The organism is Puia dinghuensis, assembly GCF_014642875.1.
Taxonomy (GTDB): Bacteria; Bacteroidota; Bacteroidia; order Chitinophagales; family Chitinophagaceae; genus Puia; species Puia dinghuensis.
On the sequence record NZ_BMJC01000001.1, the window covers coordinates 1160889 to 1181839 of the forward strand.

16 protein-coding genes are annotated in these 20951 nt (G+C 53.8%); 10 read left to right on the forward strand and 6 right to left on the reverse strand.

Features of this window, described 5'->3' with window-relative positions; all coding sequences use genetic code 11:
* Positions 1 to 21: 21 nt before the first annotated feature.
* The 3 genes from IEY39_RS04585 (at position 22) to coaE (ending at position 1608) form a co-directional block, all read left to right on the forward strand.
* Entirely contained in the window at positions 22 to 471 is a 450-nt protein-coding gene (locus tag IEY39_RS04585) for a DUF1573 domain-containing protein (protein WP_188928972.1), read from the forward strand.
* Positions 472 to 514: 43 nt separating this feature from the next.
* The gene (gene yajC, locus IEY39_RS04590) at positions 515 to 856 is read left to right on the forward strand and encodes a preprotein translocase subunit YajC (RefSeq protein WP_188928974.1); all 342 of its coding nucleotides are present in this window, start codon (positions 515 to 517) and stop codon (positions 854 to 856) included.
* Positions 857 to 1002: 146 nt separating this feature from the next.
* The gene (gene coaE, locus IEY39_RS04595; RefSeq protein ID WP_188928976.1) at positions 1003 to 1608 is read left to right on the forward strand and encodes a dephospho-CoA kinase; all 606 of its coding nucleotides are present in this window, start codon (positions 1003 to 1005) and stop codon (positions 1606 to 1608) included.
* Here the strand turns inward: coaE and IEY39_RS04600 are convergent.
* Positions 1580 to 2770, reverse strand: coding sequence for a pyridoxal phosphate-dependent aminotransferase (locus IEY39_RS04600; RefSeq protein ID WP_188928978.1), 1191 nt, complete (start codon positions 2768 to 2770; stop codon positions 1580 to 1582). The genes coaE and IEY39_RS04600 overlap by 29 nt on opposite strands.
* 106 nt (positions 2771 to 2876) lie before the next feature.
* Here IEY39_RS04600 and secDF point away from each other — a divergent pair, with 106 nt between their 5' ends.
* Both secDF and IEY39_RS04610 read left to right on the forward strand, forming a co-directional pair.
* Positions 2877 to 5933, forward strand: coding sequence for a protein translocase subunit SecDF (gene secDF, locus IEY39_RS04605; protein ID WP_188928980.1), 3057 nt, complete (start codon positions 2877 to 2879; stop codon positions 5931 to 5933).
* A gap of 43 nt (positions 5934 to 5976) precedes the next feature.
* On the forward strand, positions 5977 to 6171 hold the full coding sequence (locus IEY39_RS04610) for a hypothetical protein (protein WP_188928982.1): 195 nt from the start codon (positions 5977 to 5979) through the stop codon (positions 6169 to 6171).
* A 90-nt stretch (positions 6172 to 6261) separates the two neighbouring features.
* On the opposite strand, the gene IEY39_RS04615 is transcribed toward IEY39_RS04610, so the two are convergent.
* Positions 6262 to 6591 carry a hypothetical protein gene (locus IEY39_RS04615; protein WP_188928984.1) on the reverse strand — a complete coding sequence of 110 codons (330 nt, stop codon included), beginning with the start codon at positions 6589 to 6591 and terminating at the stop codon, positions 6262 to 6264.
* Positions 6592 to 6725: 134 nt separating this feature from the next.
* Between IEY39_RS04615 and IEY39_RS04620 the strand changes: the two genes are divergently transcribed.
* The 5 genes from IEY39_RS04620 (at position 6726) to IEY39_RS04640 (ending at position 14436) form a co-directional block, all read left to right on the forward strand.
* Positions 6726 to 8009, forward strand: a complete 1284-nt coding sequence (locus IEY39_RS04620) for a sensor histidine kinase (RefSeq protein ID WP_188928985.1) — start codon at positions 6726 to 6728, stop codon at positions 8007 to 8009.
* Between the two features lie 9 nt (positions 8010 to 8018).
* A complete protein-coding gene (locus tag IEY39_RS04625) occupies positions 8019 to 8720 on the forward strand; it encodes a response regulator transcription factor (protein ID WP_188928987.1) in 702 nt (233 codons plus the stop codon).
* A 119-nt stretch (positions 8721 to 8839) separates the two neighbouring features.
* Positions 8840 to 10120, forward strand: a complete 1281-nt coding sequence (locus IEY39_RS04630) for a TolC family protein (RefSeq protein ID WP_188928989.1) — start codon at positions 8840 to 8842, stop codon at positions 10118 to 10120.
* A gap of 5 nt (positions 10121 to 10125) precedes the next feature.
* Positions 10126 to 11235 (forward strand): efflux RND transporter periplasmic adaptor subunit, encoded by a 1110-nt coding sequence (locus IEY39_RS04635; RefSeq protein ID WP_188928991.1) that lies wholly within the window; start codon positions 10126 to 10128, stop codon positions 11233 to 11235.
* A gap of 9 nt (positions 11236 to 11244) precedes the next feature.
* Positions 11245 to 14436 carry an efflux RND transporter permease subunit gene (locus IEY39_RS04640; protein ID WP_188928993.1) on the forward strand — a complete coding sequence of 1064 codons (3192 nt, stop codon included), beginning with the start codon at positions 11245 to 11247 and terminating at the stop codon, positions 14434 to 14436.
* A gap of 2 nt (positions 14437 to 14438) precedes the next feature.
* Here the strand turns inward: IEY39_RS04640 and IEY39_RS04645 are convergent, their stop codons facing one another.
* From IEY39_RS04645 to IEY39_RS04660, 4 genes are all read right to left on the reverse strand, one after another.
* Entirely contained in the window at positions 14439 to 15854 is a 1416-nt protein-coding gene (locus tag IEY39_RS04645; protein ID WP_188928994.1) for a RagB/SusD family nutrient uptake outer membrane protein, read from the reverse strand.
* 15 nt (positions 15855 to 15869) lie between these two features.
* On the reverse strand, positions 15870 to 18911 hold the full coding sequence (locus IEY39_RS04650) for a SusC/RagA family TonB-linked outer membrane protein (RefSeq protein ID WP_188928995.1): 3042 nt from the start codon (positions 18909 to 18911) through the stop codon (positions 15870 to 15872).
* Between the two features lie 133 nt (positions 18912 to 19044).
* Positions 19045 to 19719: a response regulator transcription factor gene (locus IEY39_RS04655; RefSeq protein ID WP_188928996.1), complete on the reverse strand. Its 675-nt coding sequence runs from the start codon at positions 19717 to 19719 to the stop codon at positions 19045 to 19047.
* Positions 19720 to 19838: 119 nt separating this feature from the next.
* Complete coding sequence (locus tag IEY39_RS04660; protein ID WP_188928998.1) at positions 19839 to 20936, reverse strand: hypothetical protein; 1098 nt, start codon at positions 20934 to 20936, stop codon at positions 19839 to 19841.
* Positions 20937 to 20951 lie beyond the last annotated feature (15 nt).

Here is a 20951-nt window from a genome sequence, read left to right on the forward strand (position 1 = left end):
TGCAAAAAAAATCTGTTCTTCATGCGTAATCTGATAACCGGCTGTCTCCTTGTCGCTATGTTCGCCGCCTGTTCGGGCGGAGACCAGAAAACCCCCGCCCTTAGCTCCGGCACCGCCAACACCCTCGCAATGGCCGACACCACCCATTTTACCACGATCGAATGGCTCGACTCCGCCAAGGACTATGGTAAAATACCCGAAGGGCAAAAGCTGGATGTGTCCTTCCGCTTCCGGAATACGGGAAGCTCACCGCTGGTCATAGGTCGGGTACAACCCAGTTGTGGATGTACCATCGCCGAACAACCCCGTGAACCCATCGCACCGGGCGCTGAAGGCCAGATAAAGGCTTCCTTTAACAGTGAAGGGCGGACAGGAGTCAATCACAAAACCCTATTGGTCACCGCCAACACGAAGGGCAGCCAGAGCTACTCCCTGCAATTCGTGGTGGAAGTCCAGAAAAAGGCCTCGTAAGCAGAAAAAAACTTCGTAAAACACAATTCAAACAATAAAAACAATGACGCATTTATTATTCGTGCTGTTGCAGGCTTCTCCTGGCGGTGGAGGTTCTTTGCAATTGATCCTGCTGGGTGGTATGATCCTCGTGTTCTGGCTCTTCATGATCCGCCCCCAGGCGAAAAAAGCCAAGATCGCCAAGAAATTCCAGGAAGATATGCAGAAGGGCGACAAGATCGTGACCATCGCCGGCATCCATGGGACGGTGAATAAAATAAACGACGATGGTACCATCATGATGGAAACAAGCCCCGGCAGTTACCTGAAGATTGAAAAAAGCGCCATCTCCATGGAATGGACAAACAATCTGAATAAAGCGGCCACAGCCACTACCGCCAAATAATCCATAAGCCCGGCTACGCCGGGCTTCTTTTTACAAAAGACCGATTTTTGCACCAAGAGCCGCTGGAAGCGGCTCGCCCGAAGGGCAGACATTAGATGTTTGCGAAAATCGGGCTTATTTTTTACCAAAGACCGATTTTTGCAAATATGTTACGAGTCGGATTGACAGGCGGCATCGGTTCTGGAAAAACGACAGTAGCCGCAATATTTGAAACCCTGGGAGTCCCCGTCTCCTACGCCGACACAGAAGCCCGACGGCTGATGAACGAAGACCCCGAGCTAAAAGAAGCCATCAGCCGCCATTTTGGCGTCGAAGCCTACGCGGAGGGAAAGCTAAACCGGAAATGGGTGGCCGGGCAGGTCTTTAATGATCCCCCAAAACTCGAACTGCTCAATAGTCTCGTGCACCCGGCTACTATCCGCGATGGTGCAAGATGGATGCAGGAAATGACAGGACGCTATCCTTATGCCATCCGCGAAGCAGCCATCATCTTCGAAACCCGCGCCGCCGGACAGCTTGATTTTATCATTGGAGTATATGCGCCTCTGTCGCTGCGACTCCATCGCATCCTCGGGCGGGATCATTCCACCCGTGAAGCGGTATTGCAGCGTATGCGCAATCAGATAGATGAAGATATAAAGATGCGGCTTTGTGACGCCGTCATCCGCAATGATGAGCAGGAAGCTGTCATTCCTCAAGTATTATCTCTTCACCAACGGCTCCTTACTTTAGCCTCGCCAGCGCATCCTTGATCCTCGCCCATGCCTTCTCGATATTCCCCATGCTGTTGGCAAAAGAGAACCGTACGCAGGCCGGCTCACCAAACGCATCCCCCATCACTGAAGAGACATGCGCCGTATTGAGCAGATACATGCTGAAATCGGCGGAATTGGTGATCTTAGTGGTGCCATCGGATTTACCATAGTAATAAGATACATCCGGGAAGATATAAAAGGCTCCCTGCGGTTCAAAACATTTGAGTCCGGGAATGGCTTTTACGAGTTGGAGCGTGCGCTCGCGCCGGGCAGTGAATTCCTTTACCATGTCGAAAGAAGGTGTCAGATCGGCTGTCAGGGCCACCACTGCCGACTTCTGGGCGATACTGTTAGTTCCGCTGGTGAACTGTCCCTGCAATTTCTCACAGGCCTTGGCGATCTCGGGGTTGGCAGCGATATAACCCAGGCGCCATCCTGTCATGGCGAAACCCTTGCTCAGCCCGTTGATGATCACTACCCGGTCCTTCAGGTCGCTAAACTGCGCGATACTTTCATGCTTACCGGTGAAATTGATGTATTCGTAGATCTCGTCGGAGAGGATGACGATGCCGGGATGCTTGCGGAAAACTACCGCCAGCGCTTCCAGTTCAGCCTTGGTGTACACGGCTCCGGAAGGGTTACAGGGAGAAGAGAAAAGGAAGGCTTTTGTCTTCGGCGTAATGGCCTTTTCTAATTGTGCAGGTGTAAGCTTGAATCCGGCTTCGGTAGTGGTGTGCACCTCGACTACCTTTCCACGGGCTATCTTCACCAGCTCGGAGTAAGTGACCCAATACGGCGTGGGGATGATCACCTCGTCGCCCTCATCTACCAATGCCAGAATAACATTGGCCAGACTTTGCTTCGCGCCCGTGCTGACAACGATATTCTCCGGCTTGTATTCTAAGTTATTATCTCTCTTGAACTTGACGCAGACGGCTTCCCGGAGGTCCGCATAGCCGGCCACGGGGGTGTAATGGCTCCAGTTATCATCGATGGCCTTCTTAGCGGCTTCCTTGATATGTTCGGGAGTATCGAAATCGGGTTCACCAAGGCTCAGATCGATGACATCGACGCCCTTTGCTCTCAGTTCTCGGCCAAGCTTGGCCATTTTCAAGGTTTCCGGCTCTGCAAAGCGGGAAAGAAGGGATGATAATTGCATAGTAAACAAAAATTGGTCATTTTGGGCGGCGAAGGTACGAAAAAAGCGGGAGAAGGTCTGAAAAAACCTATATTTGCCGCTCTTAAAATATCAAACGAAACTTCCAATGAGAGCACTGGTAAGTATTTTTGCTGCTTTATTGATCGTCATCTCAGTATACCAGCTTTCCTTCACTTATTTCGTCAACAGTCATGAGTCGGCGATGGAGGCAAAAGCGAAAACACAGGTAGCGCGGCTGTATCCGCAGTCGGCTGCTCAAAAATATCCCGGTAATAAGGAAGTGCAGGCGTCCTACCAGGATACTCTCGACCAGGCCTTTAACGCCCGGCGGAAGAAATTGTTGGATAGTTCGAAGGACACGAAGATCACCCCCTGGGGAACAACGTATCAAAAAGCAAAAGAAAGCGAGCTCCTGCTCGGCCTCGATCTGCAGGGCGGTATCAGCGTCACCATGGACGTTGCACTGGACGGCCTCATCAAGGGTCTGGCCAATAACTCCCACGACGCCCAGATGCTCCAGGCGCTGAACCTCGCTACTCAAAAGAAACAGACCAGAAGCGGCAACCTCATCGACCTCTTTGCCGAGTCATATAAAGAGATAAACCCCAGCGGCAAATTGGCTCCCCTCTTCTCCAACAGCGGCCGCAATAAGTTAACCTTCGATGCTTCCGACGCCTCCGTCATCAGCTACCTGCACGACCAGGCTACCGCTGCCATGAAGCAGACCTACCTGATCCTCGAAAACCGTATCAACCAGTTCGGGGTCGCATCGCCCAATATCAATCTGGATGATGCAAAAGGCATCATCACTGTCGAGCTGGCTGGCGCCACCGACCCCGAACGCGTTCGCAAATACCTGCAATCAAGCGCCAACCTGCAATTCTGGGAAGTGTACAACCTTGGCGAAGTGGCGCAGTCCATCCAGAGTGCCGATAAGGCCCTGCAGAACTATCTTAATGGAGTAAAGGTCGATACCACGGCCAAGACCGATTCCGCGAAAAAAGATACCAGTACCACCGCGGTAAATGCCAATCCGCTGCTCCACGCCATCCAATTCATCCAACCACAACAGGACCCGAAGACCGGTCAGCCCCATTATTCTGCTGAATTGGGTGTAGTACGGCTACGCGACACCGGGCTTGTCAACAGCTATCTTTCCAACCCCATCGTCAAGAACAACTTCCCGCAAGACCTGAAATTCCTCTGGGGCAAACAAATGACAGACGAGGACGGAAAGCCGCTCGATGTCTTCGATCTCTACGCGATAAGGACGGTGCCCGGAACCGAGAAGGCAAAGATCGAGGGGTCCATCATCGAAAATGCCAACCAGGACTTTAATCCCACCACCGGAGAAGTGGTTGTCGAGATGAGCATGAACAAACAGGCCTCCAAAGCCTGGGCCGATATGACTACCAAGAACGTCGGCAAACCCATCGCCATCGTCCTGGATAACATCGTTTATTCGGCTCCCAACGTAAGCGAGCCTATCACCGGTGGCAATTCACAGATCACCATGGGCCGCGGCCGCGGCTCCAATCAACAAAGCATCACCGAAGCACAGGACCTGGCCAACATCCTCAAGTCGGGTAAGCTGGATGCCCCCGCCCGGATCGTATCCGAGACCGTGGTCGGTCCAACCCTGGGTAAGGCAGCCGTCCATGGCGGTATGATGGCCTTCGGCATCTCCTTCCTCGTCATCTTCATGCTGATGCTGGTGTATTACAACACCGGAGGCTGGGTGGCCAACTGCGCGTTGATCCTCAACCTGCTCTTTACCATCGGCGTCCTTAGCGCCCTGCACGCAACCCTGACGGCTCCCGGCATCGCCGGCCTGGTTCTCACAGTGGGGATGGCCGTCGACACCAACGTTATTATTTTCGAACGTATAAAAGAAGAACTGACTCGAGGCAAGAGCTATCCCGTGGCGGTGAAAGACGGTTACCGGCGATCGCTGGCCCCCGTGCTCGACGCCCACGTCACTACCCTGCTGACGGCGCTGATCCTGTTCTACTTCGGCCTCGGTCCCGTGCTCGGCTTCGCCACCACACAGATTCTCGGTATCCTGTTGTCCCTGTTCTGCGGTATCCTGGTATCCCGGCTGATCACCGACTTCTATACCAACAAGAACCGGCACTTCAATTATTTCAGTGCGATCTCGCGCCGCATCTTCACACATAAGGCTTTCAAGTTCATCGAATACCGGCGAGTGGCGTACGGCATTTCCGTCGTCGTGCTCATCCTGGGTGTCAGCTCCTTCTTCCACGGGTTCAAGGAAGGCGTCGAATTCTCGGGTGGCCGCAGCTATATCGTCAACTTCCACAAACCCATCAACCAGGAAGACGTGCGGGCTGCCTTGAAAAAAACGCTCACGGGTACCGAGCCGGAGATCAAGACTTACGGTAGCCAGGAACAGCTGGACATCACCACCGACTATAAGGTCAAGGAGCTCGGCCCCATAGCGGACTCCACCGTACTCGCCACTACCTTCCAGGGCCTGAAGCCCTTCCTGCCCGATGGCGTCACATATTCGGAGTTCATCACCACGAAATACCTGCAAGGCAACGTGAAGGTAGAACCGAGCATCTCCGAAGAACTGAAGTCGGGTGCGGTGAAAGCCACCATCTTCGCCCTCGTCGTCATCTTCCTGTATATCTTCATCCGATTCCGCGACTGGCGCTATTCACTGGGTACGATCATCGCGCTGCTGCACGACGTCTTCGTCACCCTGGCGGTATTCTCCTTCCTGAAAGACGCAGTACCCTTCACGCTGGAGATCGACCAGCACTTCATCGCAGCGGTGCTCACCGTCATCGGTTACTCGATGAACGACACGGTCATCGTATTCGACCGTATCCGGGAAGACAGTAAGCTGATGAAGGGTGCCTCCAACGGCGAGATCATCAACAAGGCGGTGAACGATACGCTGAGCCGTACGATCATGACCTCTCTGACGGTGTTCCTCACCATCCTCATCCTCTTCCTGGTAGGCGGCGAGGTAACCCGCGGCTTTGCTTTTGCGATGCTCATCGGGGTCATCACCGGTACGTACTCATCCATCTTCGTAGCGGCGCCGTTCCTGGTAGACTTTGCAAAGCGCCGCCCGCTCGGCCAGGCGCAAGAGGCCGTAAAGCCCGCAGCCAAATCGAATAAAGTAACAGCATAAGCAGGCCGTCAGGCCTGGCAACAAATAAAAAACCCGGAGTTTCTTGCTCCGGGTTTCTTGTTTAATGGTGCTGGTCAGGCCGATCGTCGTGATGTTGCGGGTCGATTATCGTGATGCACGGGTCGATGCGATGAATGATGCACCGTGTGATGATGATGCACTACGTGATGGTGATGAACAGGCCGGTGATCCTTATGATTATGATCCTGCGCCATGGCAAAACTTGTCATACCGATGAATACCAATGCAGCCAGTAAGAATTTTTTCATGTTGTTGATTTTAAATAGGGGGGCGTTTTTAGCCCCATCATATTTAGCAAAAAAAATGCCTAATTCGTCTTCTTCTGCTTGGCAGCCGCATCCTTGTTCTCCTTATAACGCATGTCCGGGGTACCATCCTTCTTCAGATGCTGGGGCGGAGTTTTCGCCGCATCCTTGTTGGCCTTGTACCGCATGTCGGGCGTACCATCTTTCTTCGTAGGTCCGGCCGTGGTAGTTGCCGTCTTGGGCGGAGTAGTGGTAGTCGCAGCCTTGTTGGAAGTGGTGGCTGTGGTCTTGGCCTTCGCATCCTTGTCCTTGGTCTTGGCAGGCTTCGTCTGGGCAAAACTTAATCCGGCAAAAACAAGCAACAGATTGACAATCAGAAAGATCTTTTTCATAATCCGGGTGTTTTCTGGTGATAAATTGGAAATTTCGTATATTATAAAGATAGGGGATATTTAGTGTTGACCCTTAACCAGTACTTAACCATTTTCCTGGTATGAAAAGCCCAAAGCTTACCAAATTTGCATCCATGCGTTCTTCAACCCTAAAATGGATCGTCCTCTCCGCCACCCTGCTCGCAGCCATAGTGGTGACCGTCCAGCTGTACTGGTTGAAAAAGGTCTATTCTTTCGAACAACGACAGTTCAATCTCAATGTGGTAAAGAGCATCCGCGGGCTTTTCGAAGACCTGGAAATGAACGACCAGCCAGGCACCCGGCTCAACGACCTCATCGATGCCCCGGACAACAACTACTTCTCTTTCAAAGCGGATACCATCCCCCCCAAAGATTCGCTGGTCTTCTATATCCAGGACGAATTCGCAGACTTTGGGGTGCTGACGGACTGTAAGCTGGGAGCCTACAGCGCCGCAGATAAGAAATTCATCTACGAAGAATACATCTCCGCCCCTGCCTCCCGTTATGCAACCGCCAAACCGGCTATGAAAGAGCTGCCCGTCTTCGACAACGCCAGAAAGACTGACCACATCCTGCTGTATTTCCCTCACCGCCAGGAATATGTGTTGGGGCAGATGGATTTCTGGATCGTCAGTACGGTAATACTCTTCCTCGCCCTCATCGGCCTGGCGGCAAGCCTTTTCTATTTCTATCGCCAGAAGTTTCTGTCGGAGATCCAAAAGGACTTTGTGAATAATTTTACCCATGAGTTCAAGACCCCGCTGGCCGTCATGAAAATAGCCTCCGATGTGCTGTCTCAGGAGTCGATCGTCCAGCAGCCCGACCGGCTCGAACGCTATGCCGCCATCATTCATAACCAGACCGATCACCTGCAGGGCCAGGTAGAACGCCTGCTGCGGGCCGCCTCCACCGAAAGCAACAACCTGCCCATCCGTAAGGAAGATATCGACCCCCACCTGCTGATAGAACAGGCCCTTGGAAAAGTACAACCGCTCATCGAACAGAAAAAGGCAAAGATCGAGGTGAAAGAGGCAGCGGTAAACGGCCATGCAAGGGTACAGGCAGACAAAGCCCATCTCGAACTGGCCGTGGTCAACCTCCTGGAGAACGCGCTGAAATATTCGAACGACCCCCACATCGTGGTCGAAACGGGGCGCGAGGAGGATGACTTCTTCATTTCCGTAAAAGACAACGGGGTCGGAATCGAAAAACAATACCTGAAGAACATCTTCAAAAAATTCTACCGGGTACCCACCGGGGATATCCACAATGTAAAAGGATTTGGACTGGGGCTCAACTTTGTCAAACGGATCATCGACGCTCATAAAGGCAAGATCAGGGTCAACAGCCTGCCGGGCATCGGTACGGAATTCAGATTATTCATACCCCTTAACTAAGATTTATCTATGCAACAAGCGTCAAAAGTAAAAGTGTTATTGGCTGAGGACGACCTTTCCCTTGGATATGTCATCAAGGATAATTTGATTGATGCCGGTTATGAGGTAGTGCTTTGCCCCGACGGCCAGGCGGCCATCGAAAAGTTCGACAAGAACGAATTCGGCATCTGCCTGCTCGATGTCATGATGCCCAACAAAGATGGATTCGCGGTTGCCAAAAAGATCCGGCAGCAAAGCGACATGGTACCCATCCTTTTCCTCACCGCCCGGTCGATGGAAGAAGACAAGCTTAAGGGCTTTCAAAGCGGTGCGGACGATTATATCACAAAACCCTTTAGCATGCAGGAGCTGCTGATGCGGATGGAGGTCTTTCTGCGCAGAACCCGCAAGATGCACTCCGAGCGGACGGTCAACTTTACCATCGGTCAGCTCAATTTCTCCTACACCGATCTCAAGCTCACCATCGGACAAGAGGTCTTCAATCTCACCCAAAAGGAAGCCGATCTCCTCAAATTCCTTTGCGAACACTCCAACCGCATCCTGAAAAGAGAAGAAGTGCTCCTCAACGTCTGGGGCAAGGACGACTATTTCCTGGGGCGCAGCATGGACGTGTTCATCACCAAACTGCGGAAATATTTTAAGGCCGACCCGCAGGTGAACCTGGAAACCATCCATGGAGTGGGTTTTCGCTTCAATACGCCACAGGCCTGATCGGCCATTTTCCCTTATATTAAGAAAAAACAGAATTTAATGTAAGAAGGAAGAGTTAACCCCCGATTAACGTTAAAAATCAATAGTTTTGCACACTCTAAACATAATCATTCAAACCTATGCAAAGAAAGTGGCTCCTGATTGGCTTTTGTTTTTTCTTCTGTAGTTTGGTTTCCCTGGCTCAGCCACCGCAGTTGGACACGATGCAACTTTCTCTGCCCCAGGCCGAGAAGATGTTCCTGGACAGCAACCTTCAATTGCTGGCCCAGCGGTATAATATCGATGCCAGCCGCGCCCTGGTCATACAGGCCCGGCTCTGGCCTAATCCCAACCTCAGCCTTGCACATGTCCTCTATTCCGGGACGCTGCACAAATGGTTCCCAACCCACGGCGATGAAGACGAAACGTCCGGCAACCTCTCCCAGCTCATCCTGCTGGCAGGAAAGCGCAACAAACAGATCAAACTCGCACAGGAGAATGCTCACCTCACAGAATACCAGTTCTTCGATCTTCTCCGCACGTTGAAATATACCTTACGCACGGATTTCTTTCAGATCCATTATCTCCGGCAGTCCGCCGCGGTCTATGACGAAGAGATCAGGGCGCTCGACCAGATCGTAAAGGCCTTCATGCAACAGGAAGGAAAAGGATATATCGCCGAAAAGGAGGTCATTCGGATAAAGGCCCAGCTGTATAGCTTCCAGAGCGAATATAACGACTTGATCAACCAGATCAACAGCACAGAAAGTGAATTGCGGCTCGTCCTGCAGATGAAGCCCAATTTTTTCATCGAGCCCATGGTCGATTCTTCTGCACTCAGCAAACTGGACCCCGGCCAGTATCCGCTCACCACCCTCGTGGATTCGGCCTATAACAACCGCACCGACCTGCAGATCGCAAAGACCAACACAGCCATCAATCAGTTGAACTACAAATACCAGAAAGCCCTGGCAGTGCCCGACCTCACACTCGATCTGGGATTCGATGAAAGAGGCAGCTATCTTCCGTATTATTATTACATCGGCGCCTCCATGGACCTGCCTTTCTTCAACCGCAACCAGGGTAATATCAAGTCAGCCAAGGCCCAGATAGCCAATACGCAGGCCCTCCAGCGGAGCACCCAGGCTACCGTGGAAGAGAATGTGTCCAATGCCCTGCGGAAAGCCTTTAACGAGCAGCGGCTTTACCAGACCATCGACCCGAAATTCTTCCAGGATTTCAGCCGCCTCCTGCATGAAGTAGTCCTCAACTACCAGAAACGCAATATCACTATCCTCGAATTCCTGGATTTTTACGATTCCTTTAAAATGAACACGCTTCAATTGAACACGATCCAGTTCAACCGGGTCAGCGCTTTCGAAGATATCAACTATTACACCGGAACTAACTTTTTTAATTAGACACTATGCAAAAGCCCTTCAAATCCGGCGGCCCCTTTCTCATTCTGCTTTCTGCGGCTGCCGTACTTTTCTTTTCCTCCTGCGAGACCCAGGCAAAAAAGCCTGCCGGCGATAAAGACAAGTATATCATCCCCGACACCATCATGAAGAGCCTGACCATCGATACCGTGAGCGTCTCCCAATTGGTGAATGCCATTACGCTCACCGGAAAAGTGGGCACCAATGACGACCGTGTCGTCCCGGTGTATTCCCTGGTCAGCGGTATTGTACAGGATATCAAGGTCGTCCTGGGAGACTATGTGACGGCAGGCCAGGTGCTGGCAACCGTAAGGAGCCAGGAAATGGCGCAGTACAGCAGCGACCTGTTGAATGCGGAGACCAATTTGCGCATCGCCCAGACCAACCTGCGCAAAACGATCGATATGTACCATGGCGGCCTGGCTTCCATGCCGGATTCTCTCAACGCGGAAGTCGCAGTACAACAGGCGCAGGCCGAGCTCGACCGCGTCCACCGGGTGCTAAAGATCAATGGTGGCAACTCCCAGGGGGAATTCGTGGTAAGGGCGCCGATCAGCGGCTTCATCGTCCAGAAAGGGGCTACCAACAACATGACCATCCGCGGGGACAACAGCACCAGCATCTTCACCATCTCCGACCTCAAGGATGTCTGGATCCAGGCCAATGTCTATGAGTCCAATATCAGCCATATCCGCCTCGGTGAGAATGTCGATGTCACCACCCTCGCCTACCCCGGCAAGGTCTTCAAAGGAAAGGTGGATAAGATCATGAACGTGCTCGACCCCAGCAGCAAGGTCATGAAGGTACGGGTCGTACTGCCAAACGAAAATTATGCCCTGAAGCCGGAAATGTACGCCAGCATCACCGTGAATGATAAGGAGAACCGGCAATGTCTAAGCGTACCTTCCGGCGCCGTGATCTTCGATCACAGCCAGTATTACGTCCTGATATTCCACAGCAAGTCGGATGTGAAGATCACCCCAATACAGGTGATCAATGCCGTAGGCGACAAGACACTCATCGCCTCCGGAGTGAACGAAGGCGACAAGGTCATCTCATCTCAGGCACTGCTTATTTACGATGCCCTCAACAGCTAAGAACTAATTATGAATAAATTTCTCAAAAATATAATCGCCTTTTCGCTAAAGAACAGGTATTTCATATTCTTTTGTACCGGCCTGCTGTTGATATCGGGTATCATCACCTTCCGCAACATGCCCATCGAGGCCTTCCCCGATGTCACCAATACGGAGATCAGCATCATCACCCAATGGCCGGGCCGCAGCGCGGAAGAGATAGAGAAGTTCGTTACGATCCCCATAGAGATCGCCATGAACCCCGTGCAGCAGAAGATAAGCCTGCGCTCGACCAGTATTTTCGGTCTGTCCTTCGTCAAGCTCATTTTCGAGGACGGTGTCGTCGACAAGGACGCCCGGATGCAAGTGAACGCCTTATTAGCCAATGTCACGCTGCCGGAAAATATCCAGCCACAGGTGCAGCCACCCACCGGCCCCACCGGTGAGATCTTCCGTTATACCCTCCAAAGCGATATCCGTGACGAACGCGAACTGAAGACCATGCAGGACTGGGTCATCGACCGCCAACTCCGCTCCGTACCCGGGGTGGCCGACATCGTCAGCTTCGGGGGAAGGGTAAAGACCTATGAGATCCAGGTAGACCCGGGAAAACTCACCAACCTGGGCATCACCCCGCTGGACGTCTATTCCGCCATCCAGAAAAGCAATATCAACATCGGCGGCGATTTCATCGTCCGCAACAACCAGGCCTATGTGGTAAGAGGCATCGGCCTGCTCAACGACATCAATGAGATAAAGAACATCATCATCCAGAATAACAATGGCGTACCGCTGCTGGTAAAGGACGTGGCCGACGTGCAGATATCCAATGTCCCCCGCCTGGGTCGCGTTGGCAGGGCCGACCCCGTCACCGACTCCGCCGGACACCGGACCATCGTCGACCAGGATGATGTCGTGGAAGCTATCGTCGTAATGCGCAAGGGCGAAAACCCCTCCCAGGTGGTGCAGGCGGTGAAAAAGAAGATCGATAAGCTCAACTCCATGGTGTTGCCGCAGGATACCAGGATCGTTCCCTACTACGACCGGGAAGACCTCATCCATTATGCCACCCATACCGTACTCCACAACATGGTGGAAGGCATCCTGCTGGTGACCATACTGGTCTCCCTGTTCATGTTCAATTGGCGGACGACCCTCATCGTGTCGATCATCATCCCCTTGTCCCTGCTGTTCGCCTTTATCTGTCTGCACCTCATGGGGATGAGCGCCAACCTGCTCTCCCTGGGGGCCGTAGACTTCGGCATCATCATCGACGGCGCCGTGGTCATGGTGGAAGGGCTCTTCGTGGTCCTCGACCACCAGGCGCGCGACTTGGGAATGGAGCGATTCAATAAAATGGCCAAGATGGGCCTGATCAAAAAGAACGGTGCACAGCTCGGCAAGGCCATCTTCTTCGCCAAACTGATCATCATCACTGCCCTGATACCCATCTTCGCCTTCCAGAAAGTAGAAGGCAAGATGTTCTCTCCTCTGGCCTATACCCTGGGCTTTGCCTTGCTCGGCGCCCTTATCACCACCCTGACGCTCGTCCCGGTGCTGATCAATATGCTGCTGCGCAAGAACGTACATGAGAAACACAATCCCTTTACCCATTTCCTCACCGGGATGATGGTCAGGGGGTTTATATTCCATTGGAAACATAGGAAAACAACCGTTATCGGCTCCTTTTTGATCATCGGCATCGGGTTCTATTCCTTCACCCTGCTGGGTACGGAATTCCTGCCGCAACTGGATGAGGGCGCCATCTGGCTGCGCGCCCAGCTTCCCTACAGCGCTTCCCTGGACAAGTCGGTGGAGGTTGCCCGGGAGGTACGCAAAATGATGATGGAGTTCCCGCAGGTAAAGGTTATCGCTTCCCAGACCGGCCGGCCGGATGACGGGACAGACGTAACGGGATTCTACAACAACGAGTTCGACGTGCTCCTCTACCCGCAGGATGAATGGAACCCCAAAATGACCAAGGAAGAGCTCATCGACACCATGAACCGGAAGCTAAGCGTGATCCCGGGTGTCGACCTCAACTTCTCGCAGCCGATCATGGACAATATCGAAGAAGCGGTATCCGGGGTAAAAGGCTCCATCTGTGTAAAGGTATTTGGCGATTCCCTCGACTATATGGAAAGCAAGGTCTCCCAGGTATACGATATTCTCAAAGGAGTGCGCGGCATCGAAGACCTTGGCATCATCAAAAATGTTGGCCAGCCGGAGTTGGATATCGACCTCGATCAGCAAAAAATGGCGCTTTACGGCGTAGCTACCGCGGATGCCAATGCCGTCATCGAGATGGCCATCGGCGGAAAGGCAGCTTCAACGCTTTATGAAGGGATCAGGCTCTTCGATATCCGCGTTCGTTTCCCGGAGCAATACCGGGTATCGGCCGATGATATCGGCAACCTGATGGTGCCAACGCAAAGCGGCTCCAAGGTTCCGATCAAGGAAATTGCCCACATCACCATGAAGACCGGTCCCTGCCTCATCTTCCGGGATGACAACGAACGGTATTCCGCGCTGAAGTTCTCCGTTCGCGGCCGGGATATGGGCAGCACCATCGCCGAAGCCCAGGACAAGGTGAACAAGGTGGTTACGCTTAAGAGAGGCTACTCGATGGTCTGGCAGGGGGATTTCGAGAACGAACAGCGCGCCACCAAACGGCTGCAGCAGGTGGTTCCCATCAGCCTGTTATTGATCTTCATCCTGCTCTTCGTGATGTTTGGCAACCTGAAGGATGCCGCGCTGGTATTCCTCAACGTACCGTTCGCCATAGTAGGCGGCGTAGCCGCCCTGATCCTGACGAATACCAACTTCAGCATCTCGGCGGGCATCGGCTTTATCGCGCTGTTCGGCATCTGTATCCAGGACGGGGTACTACTCATTACGGTGTTCAAGCATAACCTCGAGCACATGCACAACCAAAGTCATACGCTATACACCGCTATCCGGCTGGGTGTCATCTCCCGTATCCGCCCGGTGATGATGACCGCGCTGATGGCAGCTATCGGGCTTCTCCCCGCAGCCACCTCGCATGGCATCGGCTCGGAAAGCAGCCGCCCACTGGCGCGGGTAGTCATCGGTGGTATCCTCTGCGCGATGGTCTTTTCGCTGCTGGTATTCCCGCTGATATTCGGCTGGGCCTACCGCAAGGTGGATACCTTGCATCGGGGCCCCATCGACGAGGGTCCCGTAGTTCCGACGGCCTCCTGATCTCACCATCCGGGGTTGTTCGGTGCAATATGCGGATTGGCCAGCACCTCCGCCTGCGGGATAGGGATATAGTAATAGAGGCTGGAAGGCGTCAGCTTTCCGGCCGCAGCACCCTGCGGCCAGTCTACTGGCTGCCGCACCACATTCATCCCTGCCCGCTTCAGGTCGTACAGCCGGTGGCCTTCATAGCATAACTCTTTATATCTCTCTGCGAACACCGCGGCCAGCAGATCGGCGGCCCCCACAAAGCTCACCGGCTGGTACCCCGCGATACGCTGCCCACGCAGGGTATTGAGGTCGGCCGCAGCAGCCGCCAGATTACCACTCCGCGCATAGGCCTCCGCGAGGATCAGGTATTGTTCACCGGTACGAAATACTTTCAGGTCGTTTAGATTCTGCGCACCCGAACTGCCCGCATATTTGGAAATAATATCCGGCAACTGCCCCGTCGCCACAAGAGAAGAATCCGTCGCAAAATAACTGTGATACCGTATATCATTGGTCGTATCGTATAGGCTCATCAGCGTCCTGGACGGAGCGAACAGGTACACGCCATAAGGGATATTGTACCAGCAATCGCCTGGTCGTAGCCCGCTCTGGTTGGTCCTGCTCAGTTTGAAGATCACTTCGGCAGTACTGTTATCGGTCCAGATCCCCGGAAAATTCGTAGCCGGTGCCAACGGCACAGCAGCAATCACCTTCCCCGCCCGGTCGATCGCCGTAGGCCAGTCACTGGTATACAAGGCAACTCTCGCTTCCAGCGCATACAGAGCCGTCAACCCCATCCGGTTGAGGGCGCCACTGTTGCCGATGAGACCTTCGGCTGCGGCCATGTCCTGCTTCAGCGTGGTGAAGAAAGCGCCCGCCTGTGGCCGGGAAGGCTCTTCGTAGATATTCGTACCCGTTACATAAGGCACGGCATAGGCCGTCGGATCATAGACGCCGGAATAGGCATACACCCGGTAAAGGTCGAAATGCTGGAAGGCCCGGATAGCCAGCAACTCCCCTTTGAGCTGTTGTTTCTCCAATGCGTCGGCAGCCGACTTCGCCGGTACGCCGTCGATCCCCGCCAGGATCAGGTTCACTTCATTTATTACTTGATAGCCGTTGGCCCAGGGTTCCGCTATCTCCGAAGTCGTCCCCGTAAAGGCCCAGCGAAACAGGTTCTGGCCGGCATCGGTAAGACTGACACCCGTATTTTGCAGCCCGATACGGCATTCGTCCGCCACTACCGAGCCGATGCGGATGAGGTATTCTTCCCGCCAATTGGCATAGACACCCGCTACCCCCTGGTTCAGGGAACCTACACTGGAAAAGACCGTATGGGCATCCACCTGGTCGGTGGGCGTAATATTCAATTGCTTGGAGCAGGAAGAAAACACCAGGGCCGATAGCCCAAGGAATTTAACTATTTTCATTTTCATCATTTTATTTTAAAAGGAAACATTCAGTCCGGCAGTCACCGTCCGGGGCATCGGGTATTCATATTGCGCGATATCGTTTGCATCTTCCGGATCGAACCCTTTCCACTTCATCCACGAGAACAAGTTCTGCCCCTGCGCGAATACCCGGATAGCACGGACATGTTTGCCTAAACCAGGACTCACCGGCAGGTTATAGTTTAGTGAAAGGTTGCGGAGCTTGACATAATCCGAGCTGCGCACGTCGCTGGAGTTGACCTGCCGCGGATAGGCCGGCGCCTGGAAATCGGTGATGTCCCCCGGATGCTGCCAGACCTTGAGCATATCCGCAGACTGGTTGTACACCCGGTAGTTGGGGTCGGCGGAATGACTATACAAATAGGGGTAGCTGAGCCGGGACATCCCGTGGATAAAGCTAAACAGCGCGGAAGCTTCGAACCGCCCGCAGACAACGGTAAGCGATACTCCACCCTTATACGGCGGGTCCCAGACAGCCTTCAGCGGGACGGCATTATCCGCGCTATAGGTAGTAGTCACCTTGCCGTTCTTGTCCAGGTAGCGGGGGGCGCCCGTAGCGGGATCGACACCGGCCCAACGGACGGCATAGAAGGTCCCAAGGGGATCCCCCACCCTGTTGATGGAGATGTTGTCGATGAATTGTTGCTGATCACCGCCAAGGGAAAGGACGGTGTTCTTATTATAAGCGAAATTGAGCCCCACGGTGACGGTCAGCCCGGTTCGTTTCACAACATCCGCATTCAGCTCCCATTCGACGCCCCTGTTGCGCACGCGGCCTAAATTGGCGGCGACATTCGACCAGCCAGAGGTAAGAGAAAGATTCTTATTGACAAAAAGATGGTTGGTGACGCGATTGTAGATATCCAACTCTCCATAGATGCGGTTGTGCAGCACGCCGTATTCGAGACCGATATCCCCTGCCTGGTTGTATTCCCAGTTATAAGCAGGATTGCCGGGCGTCTGGGGCGCCAGAGCCGGCGCACCGCCATAATTGGTCACCCCGTACAGCGAGCGATAACCATAATCGCTGGCAAAGCCCCCGGCATTCGCCGTCAGGCCATAGCTTCCGCGAAGCCGCAGCGTGCTTACCACCGGGGCACGATCCATAAAGTGTTCGGCCAGGATATTCCATTTGCCGCCGACAGCCCACAGATTGATATACCGGTTCGCCGCCGGCACCTGCGAAGAACCATCCCGCCGCAGGCTGGCGGTTACACTATACTTGCTCCCCATGCTATAACGGAACAGGGCGATCGAAGAGATCAGCAGGTTATTGGCGATGGTGCTCCCCGCGACATTGGGGATAAAGTTATTCGCCGGCGTACCCTGGGTGATGGCCGAAGGAGTGTTGCCCAGCTGCGAGACCAGGCCATAACCGGTGAAGCCGAAATAGGTTCCGTAGAGCCGGTTGGCTTCCTCCAGAAGGTTGACCTCGATCTCGTTATTCCCCTCCCAGGGGTGCAGATAGCGAACGCCACCGTTGGCCACGAGCCGGTAGCGCGTCGTCAGGCTGTCCTGGTACATCCCCTGGTTGCCGTTGCCCACCTGCTGCCCAAAATAGGAGTTGGGAGCCAGATAGTCGGTAATCTTATCCTGCTGGTATTCCAGACCCGTCGTCGACGTCAGTTGCCATTCGCCCGTCAACCGAAACACTTCGTTCAGCGAGACCACCGATTTGAGCTGGATATCCTTCAGACTGGAGTTGGCGTATTCATTCAGTGCATCTGAACCAAAATTGGCCACACCGGTATTGTTGACATCGGGCTTTTCATACGGCAGGGCAAAATAAAGGGCCGCGATGGGATTATTGGCCGAGATGCCGCCGCCCCCGGCAGCCGCACCACCACCCGCCGTAGGCGCCACACCTTCATTTTGGATATAGCTTATCTGCGACTGCACCAGCCCCATGCTCAGAGTACTCTTCAACCGGCCGCTGGTATGCTGGACATTTCCCCGGAGACTATACCTTTCAATCCCCGAATTCAAGGCCACACCCTGCTGATTGAGATAGGCCATGGAAATATAAAAATTGGTATTCGCATTCCCGCCCGAAAGGCTCAACGCATCCGATTGGGTCAGACCCGTACGCAACAGGTATTTCCGCCAGTCGGTGTTGATCTTGCGCAGGCTGTCGAGCAGCTGGTCGCTACCTGCCGGTCTCGCCGGGTTATTGGGGGAATATTTCCAGCCTGGCAGGTTAGGGTCCTGGATCATCTCTTCAAACTGCAGGCGTTGGCCGGTATTCATCTGATCCCACTTCGAGCTGTTGACCCGTGACGCACCGAGATAACTCTTAAACTCCACCTTTGTCTTGCCATCTGCCCAGGCCCTTCCCTTTTTGGTCGTGATCACGATGACGCCATTGGCCGCCCTGCTGCCATATTGCGCCGTGCCGGCCGCATCCTTCAACACAACCACCGATTCGAAATCATCCGGGTTGAGCCCCGAAAAGCTGCTGTTGGACACCTGTACGCCATCCAATATATATAAAGGTTGCACATCGCCGTTGATCGAGCCCATGCCCCGCAGCGTGATCCGCCCCGATTCGCCGGGTTGACCGGTGGGTGTGCCCACATAAAGCCCAGGCACCCTGCCTTGCAGCATGACATCGAAGGAAGCAACCGGGACATTCTGCAACGTAGTGCCCGGGATGGTCGACAGCGATCCCACTGTCTTCACCTTGCTTTGCGTGGTATAGCCGGTAACCACCATCGCATTAAGTGTAGCCACATCGGTGGCCAGCCTCACTGTGATAAAGGTGCTGCTGTCTGCCGGTTGCACCTCCTGACGCTTGTATCCGACAAAGGAGAAAACGAGGACGGGATGCGGCTCCGTGACCCGAAGCATCCACTTGCCATCAGACCCGGTGGTCGTACCCGCGCCTTTCCCCTTTACCGAGACGGAGACCCCGGCCACCGGCTGCACCCCGGCACTGTCTTTCACGATACCCTGGAAGGTCCTCGCCTGGGCAGATGCCAGTACGGGCAACGCGCTCATCAGTAGTGCGATCAGTCGCCCCGCAATTGTCTTTCTCATAATTAGCCTTTTTGCCACAAAGCTAGAAGGCGGGCATTAGGCCGGACTTAAGCGCAGATGAAAGCGGGATTAGTATTCAGTTAGAAGTTGCTGAAACAGATTAGACCCTGCTCATTAGAAGTTACTCATGTGTTCAGGGCTCCTTTAACATATAGCCCTCATTGATCACCGTTAGTATCAACGGAACGTCGAACCCTTTATCGATCTTGCCGCGGAGATAATTGATGTATACGGATACCAGGTTGGTCCTTCTTTCGAAGTCGATACCCCAGATGGAGGCCGAGATGAAGGCCTTGGACAATACTCTGTTCTTGTGCGTGATGAGCAATACCAAAAGAGAGAATTCGGTAGCTGTGAGTTGAAGGGACTTGCCGCCCCGGGTCACCGTTCGTTTAAAGGCATCCACCTCCAGATCTGCCGCCTTAAAGCTCCTGCCGGCAGCATTCGGCGCCCTCCGGCGCAGGAGCGCATGGATGCGGGCCAGCAATTCCTCGAAATGAAAGGGCTTCAGCAGATAATCATCCGCGCCCGACCCGAGCCCGGCCACCTTATCCTGCGTATTGCCCCGGCCCGTGACGATAAGGATGGGCAGATCGCTTCGTTTCTGGCGCATCTGCCGGCACAACTCCAGGCCGTCGATATGCGGCAGCGCGATGTCCATCATCACCAGGTCGTAGTTGCCGGTCTCGAACAGTCGTTTCCCTGCCAGTCCGTCGCCGGCGATATCTACCTGAAAACCATTCTCAGAAAGACCTTTTTTGATGAAATCTGCGGCAAGAATATTACCGTCCACCAATAAAATGATCATATCCTTTTATAGTTTTGCACACTCGTTGCATGCTTCCGGGAGCTCTGACCGACCTTGCCTGAAGCTTAATGAGTGGTAATACCCTCACTTTATGGCTGTGCAACCAGCCGCAGAATGTATTATTCGACCAGGACGGTGATACCGTATTTGGCCGCCTTATAGCTGATCTTTTCTTTCAGTCCGTAATAGGTCCAGTTGCGGAGCAGGAAGTTGCTTTCCCTGGCCGTAGCCTCTTTTTCCGACTGGTGGCGCAACACCAGCACCCCTGCCCCTTCTTCGAGACAGAAGTGGATCAGCCGGGCGGAATATTGGTGCAGCCGGGTGCGGACATAGTTCTTTTCCAGGTCGTGAAACCGTTCCAGGGCCTGGAGCTTCCGGGTGCGGCCCCTGCCGCCGCTGTTATATCGCACCGCGGCCTGCGTCCGGCGCATGGCCTCCTGGATAGCCAGCCGCCGGTGGAGGTATTCTTCCTTGCTGCCGATGCGGATCTCTTTCCCACCGCTGGCCGCAATGATGGGGACATCCATCGATAGCCAGGCTTCCACCCGCGATTCAGGAGACAGTTGTCCGGCCACCTTGTCCTGATCAAACACCGCCAGCAAAAAGAGTTTCTGTTGCTTTATCTGTATTGAGCTGTCCCGCAACCGGCCTTCCCCCATGATAACCTTTTCAAAAAGCTGCCGGTTACCCGACGTATCACGGCCGAAATGGGTGTGGAAGTGAAGCCCGTAGAGCGAAAAGCGATACTCCCCCTTCTCTACGGGCTCGATATGGATAATGTCCTTACTGACGATGGGAATGGGCTGATCCCGCCGGTAAATGCGGAGCGATCTCTTCCCCTCCCGATAGTCGGCTTTTTCCTTGTCAAAGACCGATACGATACGGCTGTTCAGGGCAGTGATGATGGACATCGGTATCTCCCCCTTGAACTTCGCCGACAACAGCCGGTAGGTCGTATTCATCCGGGACGTTGTGAGTATGCCTTCCTCGTCCTTCTGTTGATCGGCCAGCTTCACTTTGATGCCATCCGCCAGGTACAACAGCTCCTTCAGACTGTCCTGGACATAATGATGGGTAACGATCCAGTTGGCTGCCTTGGTGACCATCTGTTGCCAGGTCAGCAGGGTACGGTACTTCTCCTTCCACTCTTCTTTACTATCCGCCTGCAGGAGAAGCTGGATCTTCCGCGTGATCATCACTGGTTTCTCTGTGCTCATAGCTGTGACGGCTTA

Coding starts and splice junctions, on each gene's coding strand:
- coaE (WP_188928976.1), top strand. CDS start 1,003: ATGTTACGAGTCGGATTGACAGGCGGCATCGGTTCTGGAAAAACGACA.
- IEY39_RS04625 (WP_188928987.1), top strand. CDS start 8,019: ATGCAACAAGCGTCAAAAGTAAAAGTGTTATTGGCTGAGGACGACCTT.
- IEY39_RS04620 (WP_188928985.1), top strand. CDS start 6,726: ATGCGTTCTTCAACCCTAAAATGGATCGTCCTCTCCGCCACCCTGCTC.
- IEY39_RS04630 (WP_188928989.1), top strand. CDS start 8,840: ATGCAAAGAAAGTGGCTCCTGATTGGCTTTTGTTTTTTCTTCTGTAGT.
- IEY39_RS04635 (WP_188928991.1), top strand. CDS start 10,126: ATGCAAAAGCCCTTCAAATCCGGCGGCCCCTTTCTCATTCTGCTTTCT.
- IEY39_RS04640 (WP_188928993.1), top strand. CDS start 11,245: ATGAATAAATTTCTCAAAAATATAATCGCCTTTTCGCTAAAGAACAGG.
- IEY39_RS04650 (WP_188928995.1), bottom strand. CDS start 18,911: ATGAGAAAGACAATTGCGGGGCGACTGATCGCACTACTGATGAGCGCG.
- IEY39_RS04585 (WP_188928972.1), top strand. CDS start 22: ATGCGTAATCTGATAACCGGCTGTCTCCTTGTCGCTATGTTCGCCGCC.
- yajC (WP_188928974.1), top strand. CDS start 515: ATGACGCATTTATTATTCGTGCTGTTGCAGGCTTCTCCTGGCGGTGGA.
- IEY39_RS04600 (WP_188928978.1), bottom strand. CDS start 2,770: ATGCAATTATCATCCCTTCTTTCCCGCTTTGCAGAGCCGGAAACCTTG.
- secDF (WP_188928980.1), top strand. CDS start 2,877: ATGAGAGCACTGGTAAGTATTTTTGCTGCTTTATTGATCGTCATCTCA.
- IEY39_RS04660 (WP_188928998.1), bottom strand. CDS start 20,936: ATGAGCACAGAGAAACCAGTGATGATCACGCGGAAGATCCAGCTTCTC.
- IEY39_RS04645 (WP_188928994.1), bottom strand. CDS start 15,854: ATGAAAATAGTTAAATTCCTTGGGCTATCGGCCCTGGTGTTTTCTTCC.
- IEY39_RS04655 (WP_188928996.1), bottom strand. CDS start 19,719: ATGATCATTTTATTGGTGGACGGTAATATTCTTGCCGCAGATTTCATC.
- IEY39_RS04615 (WP_188928984.1), bottom strand. CDS start 6,591: ATGAAAAAGATCTTTCTGATTGTCAATCTGTTGCTTGTTTTTGCCGGA.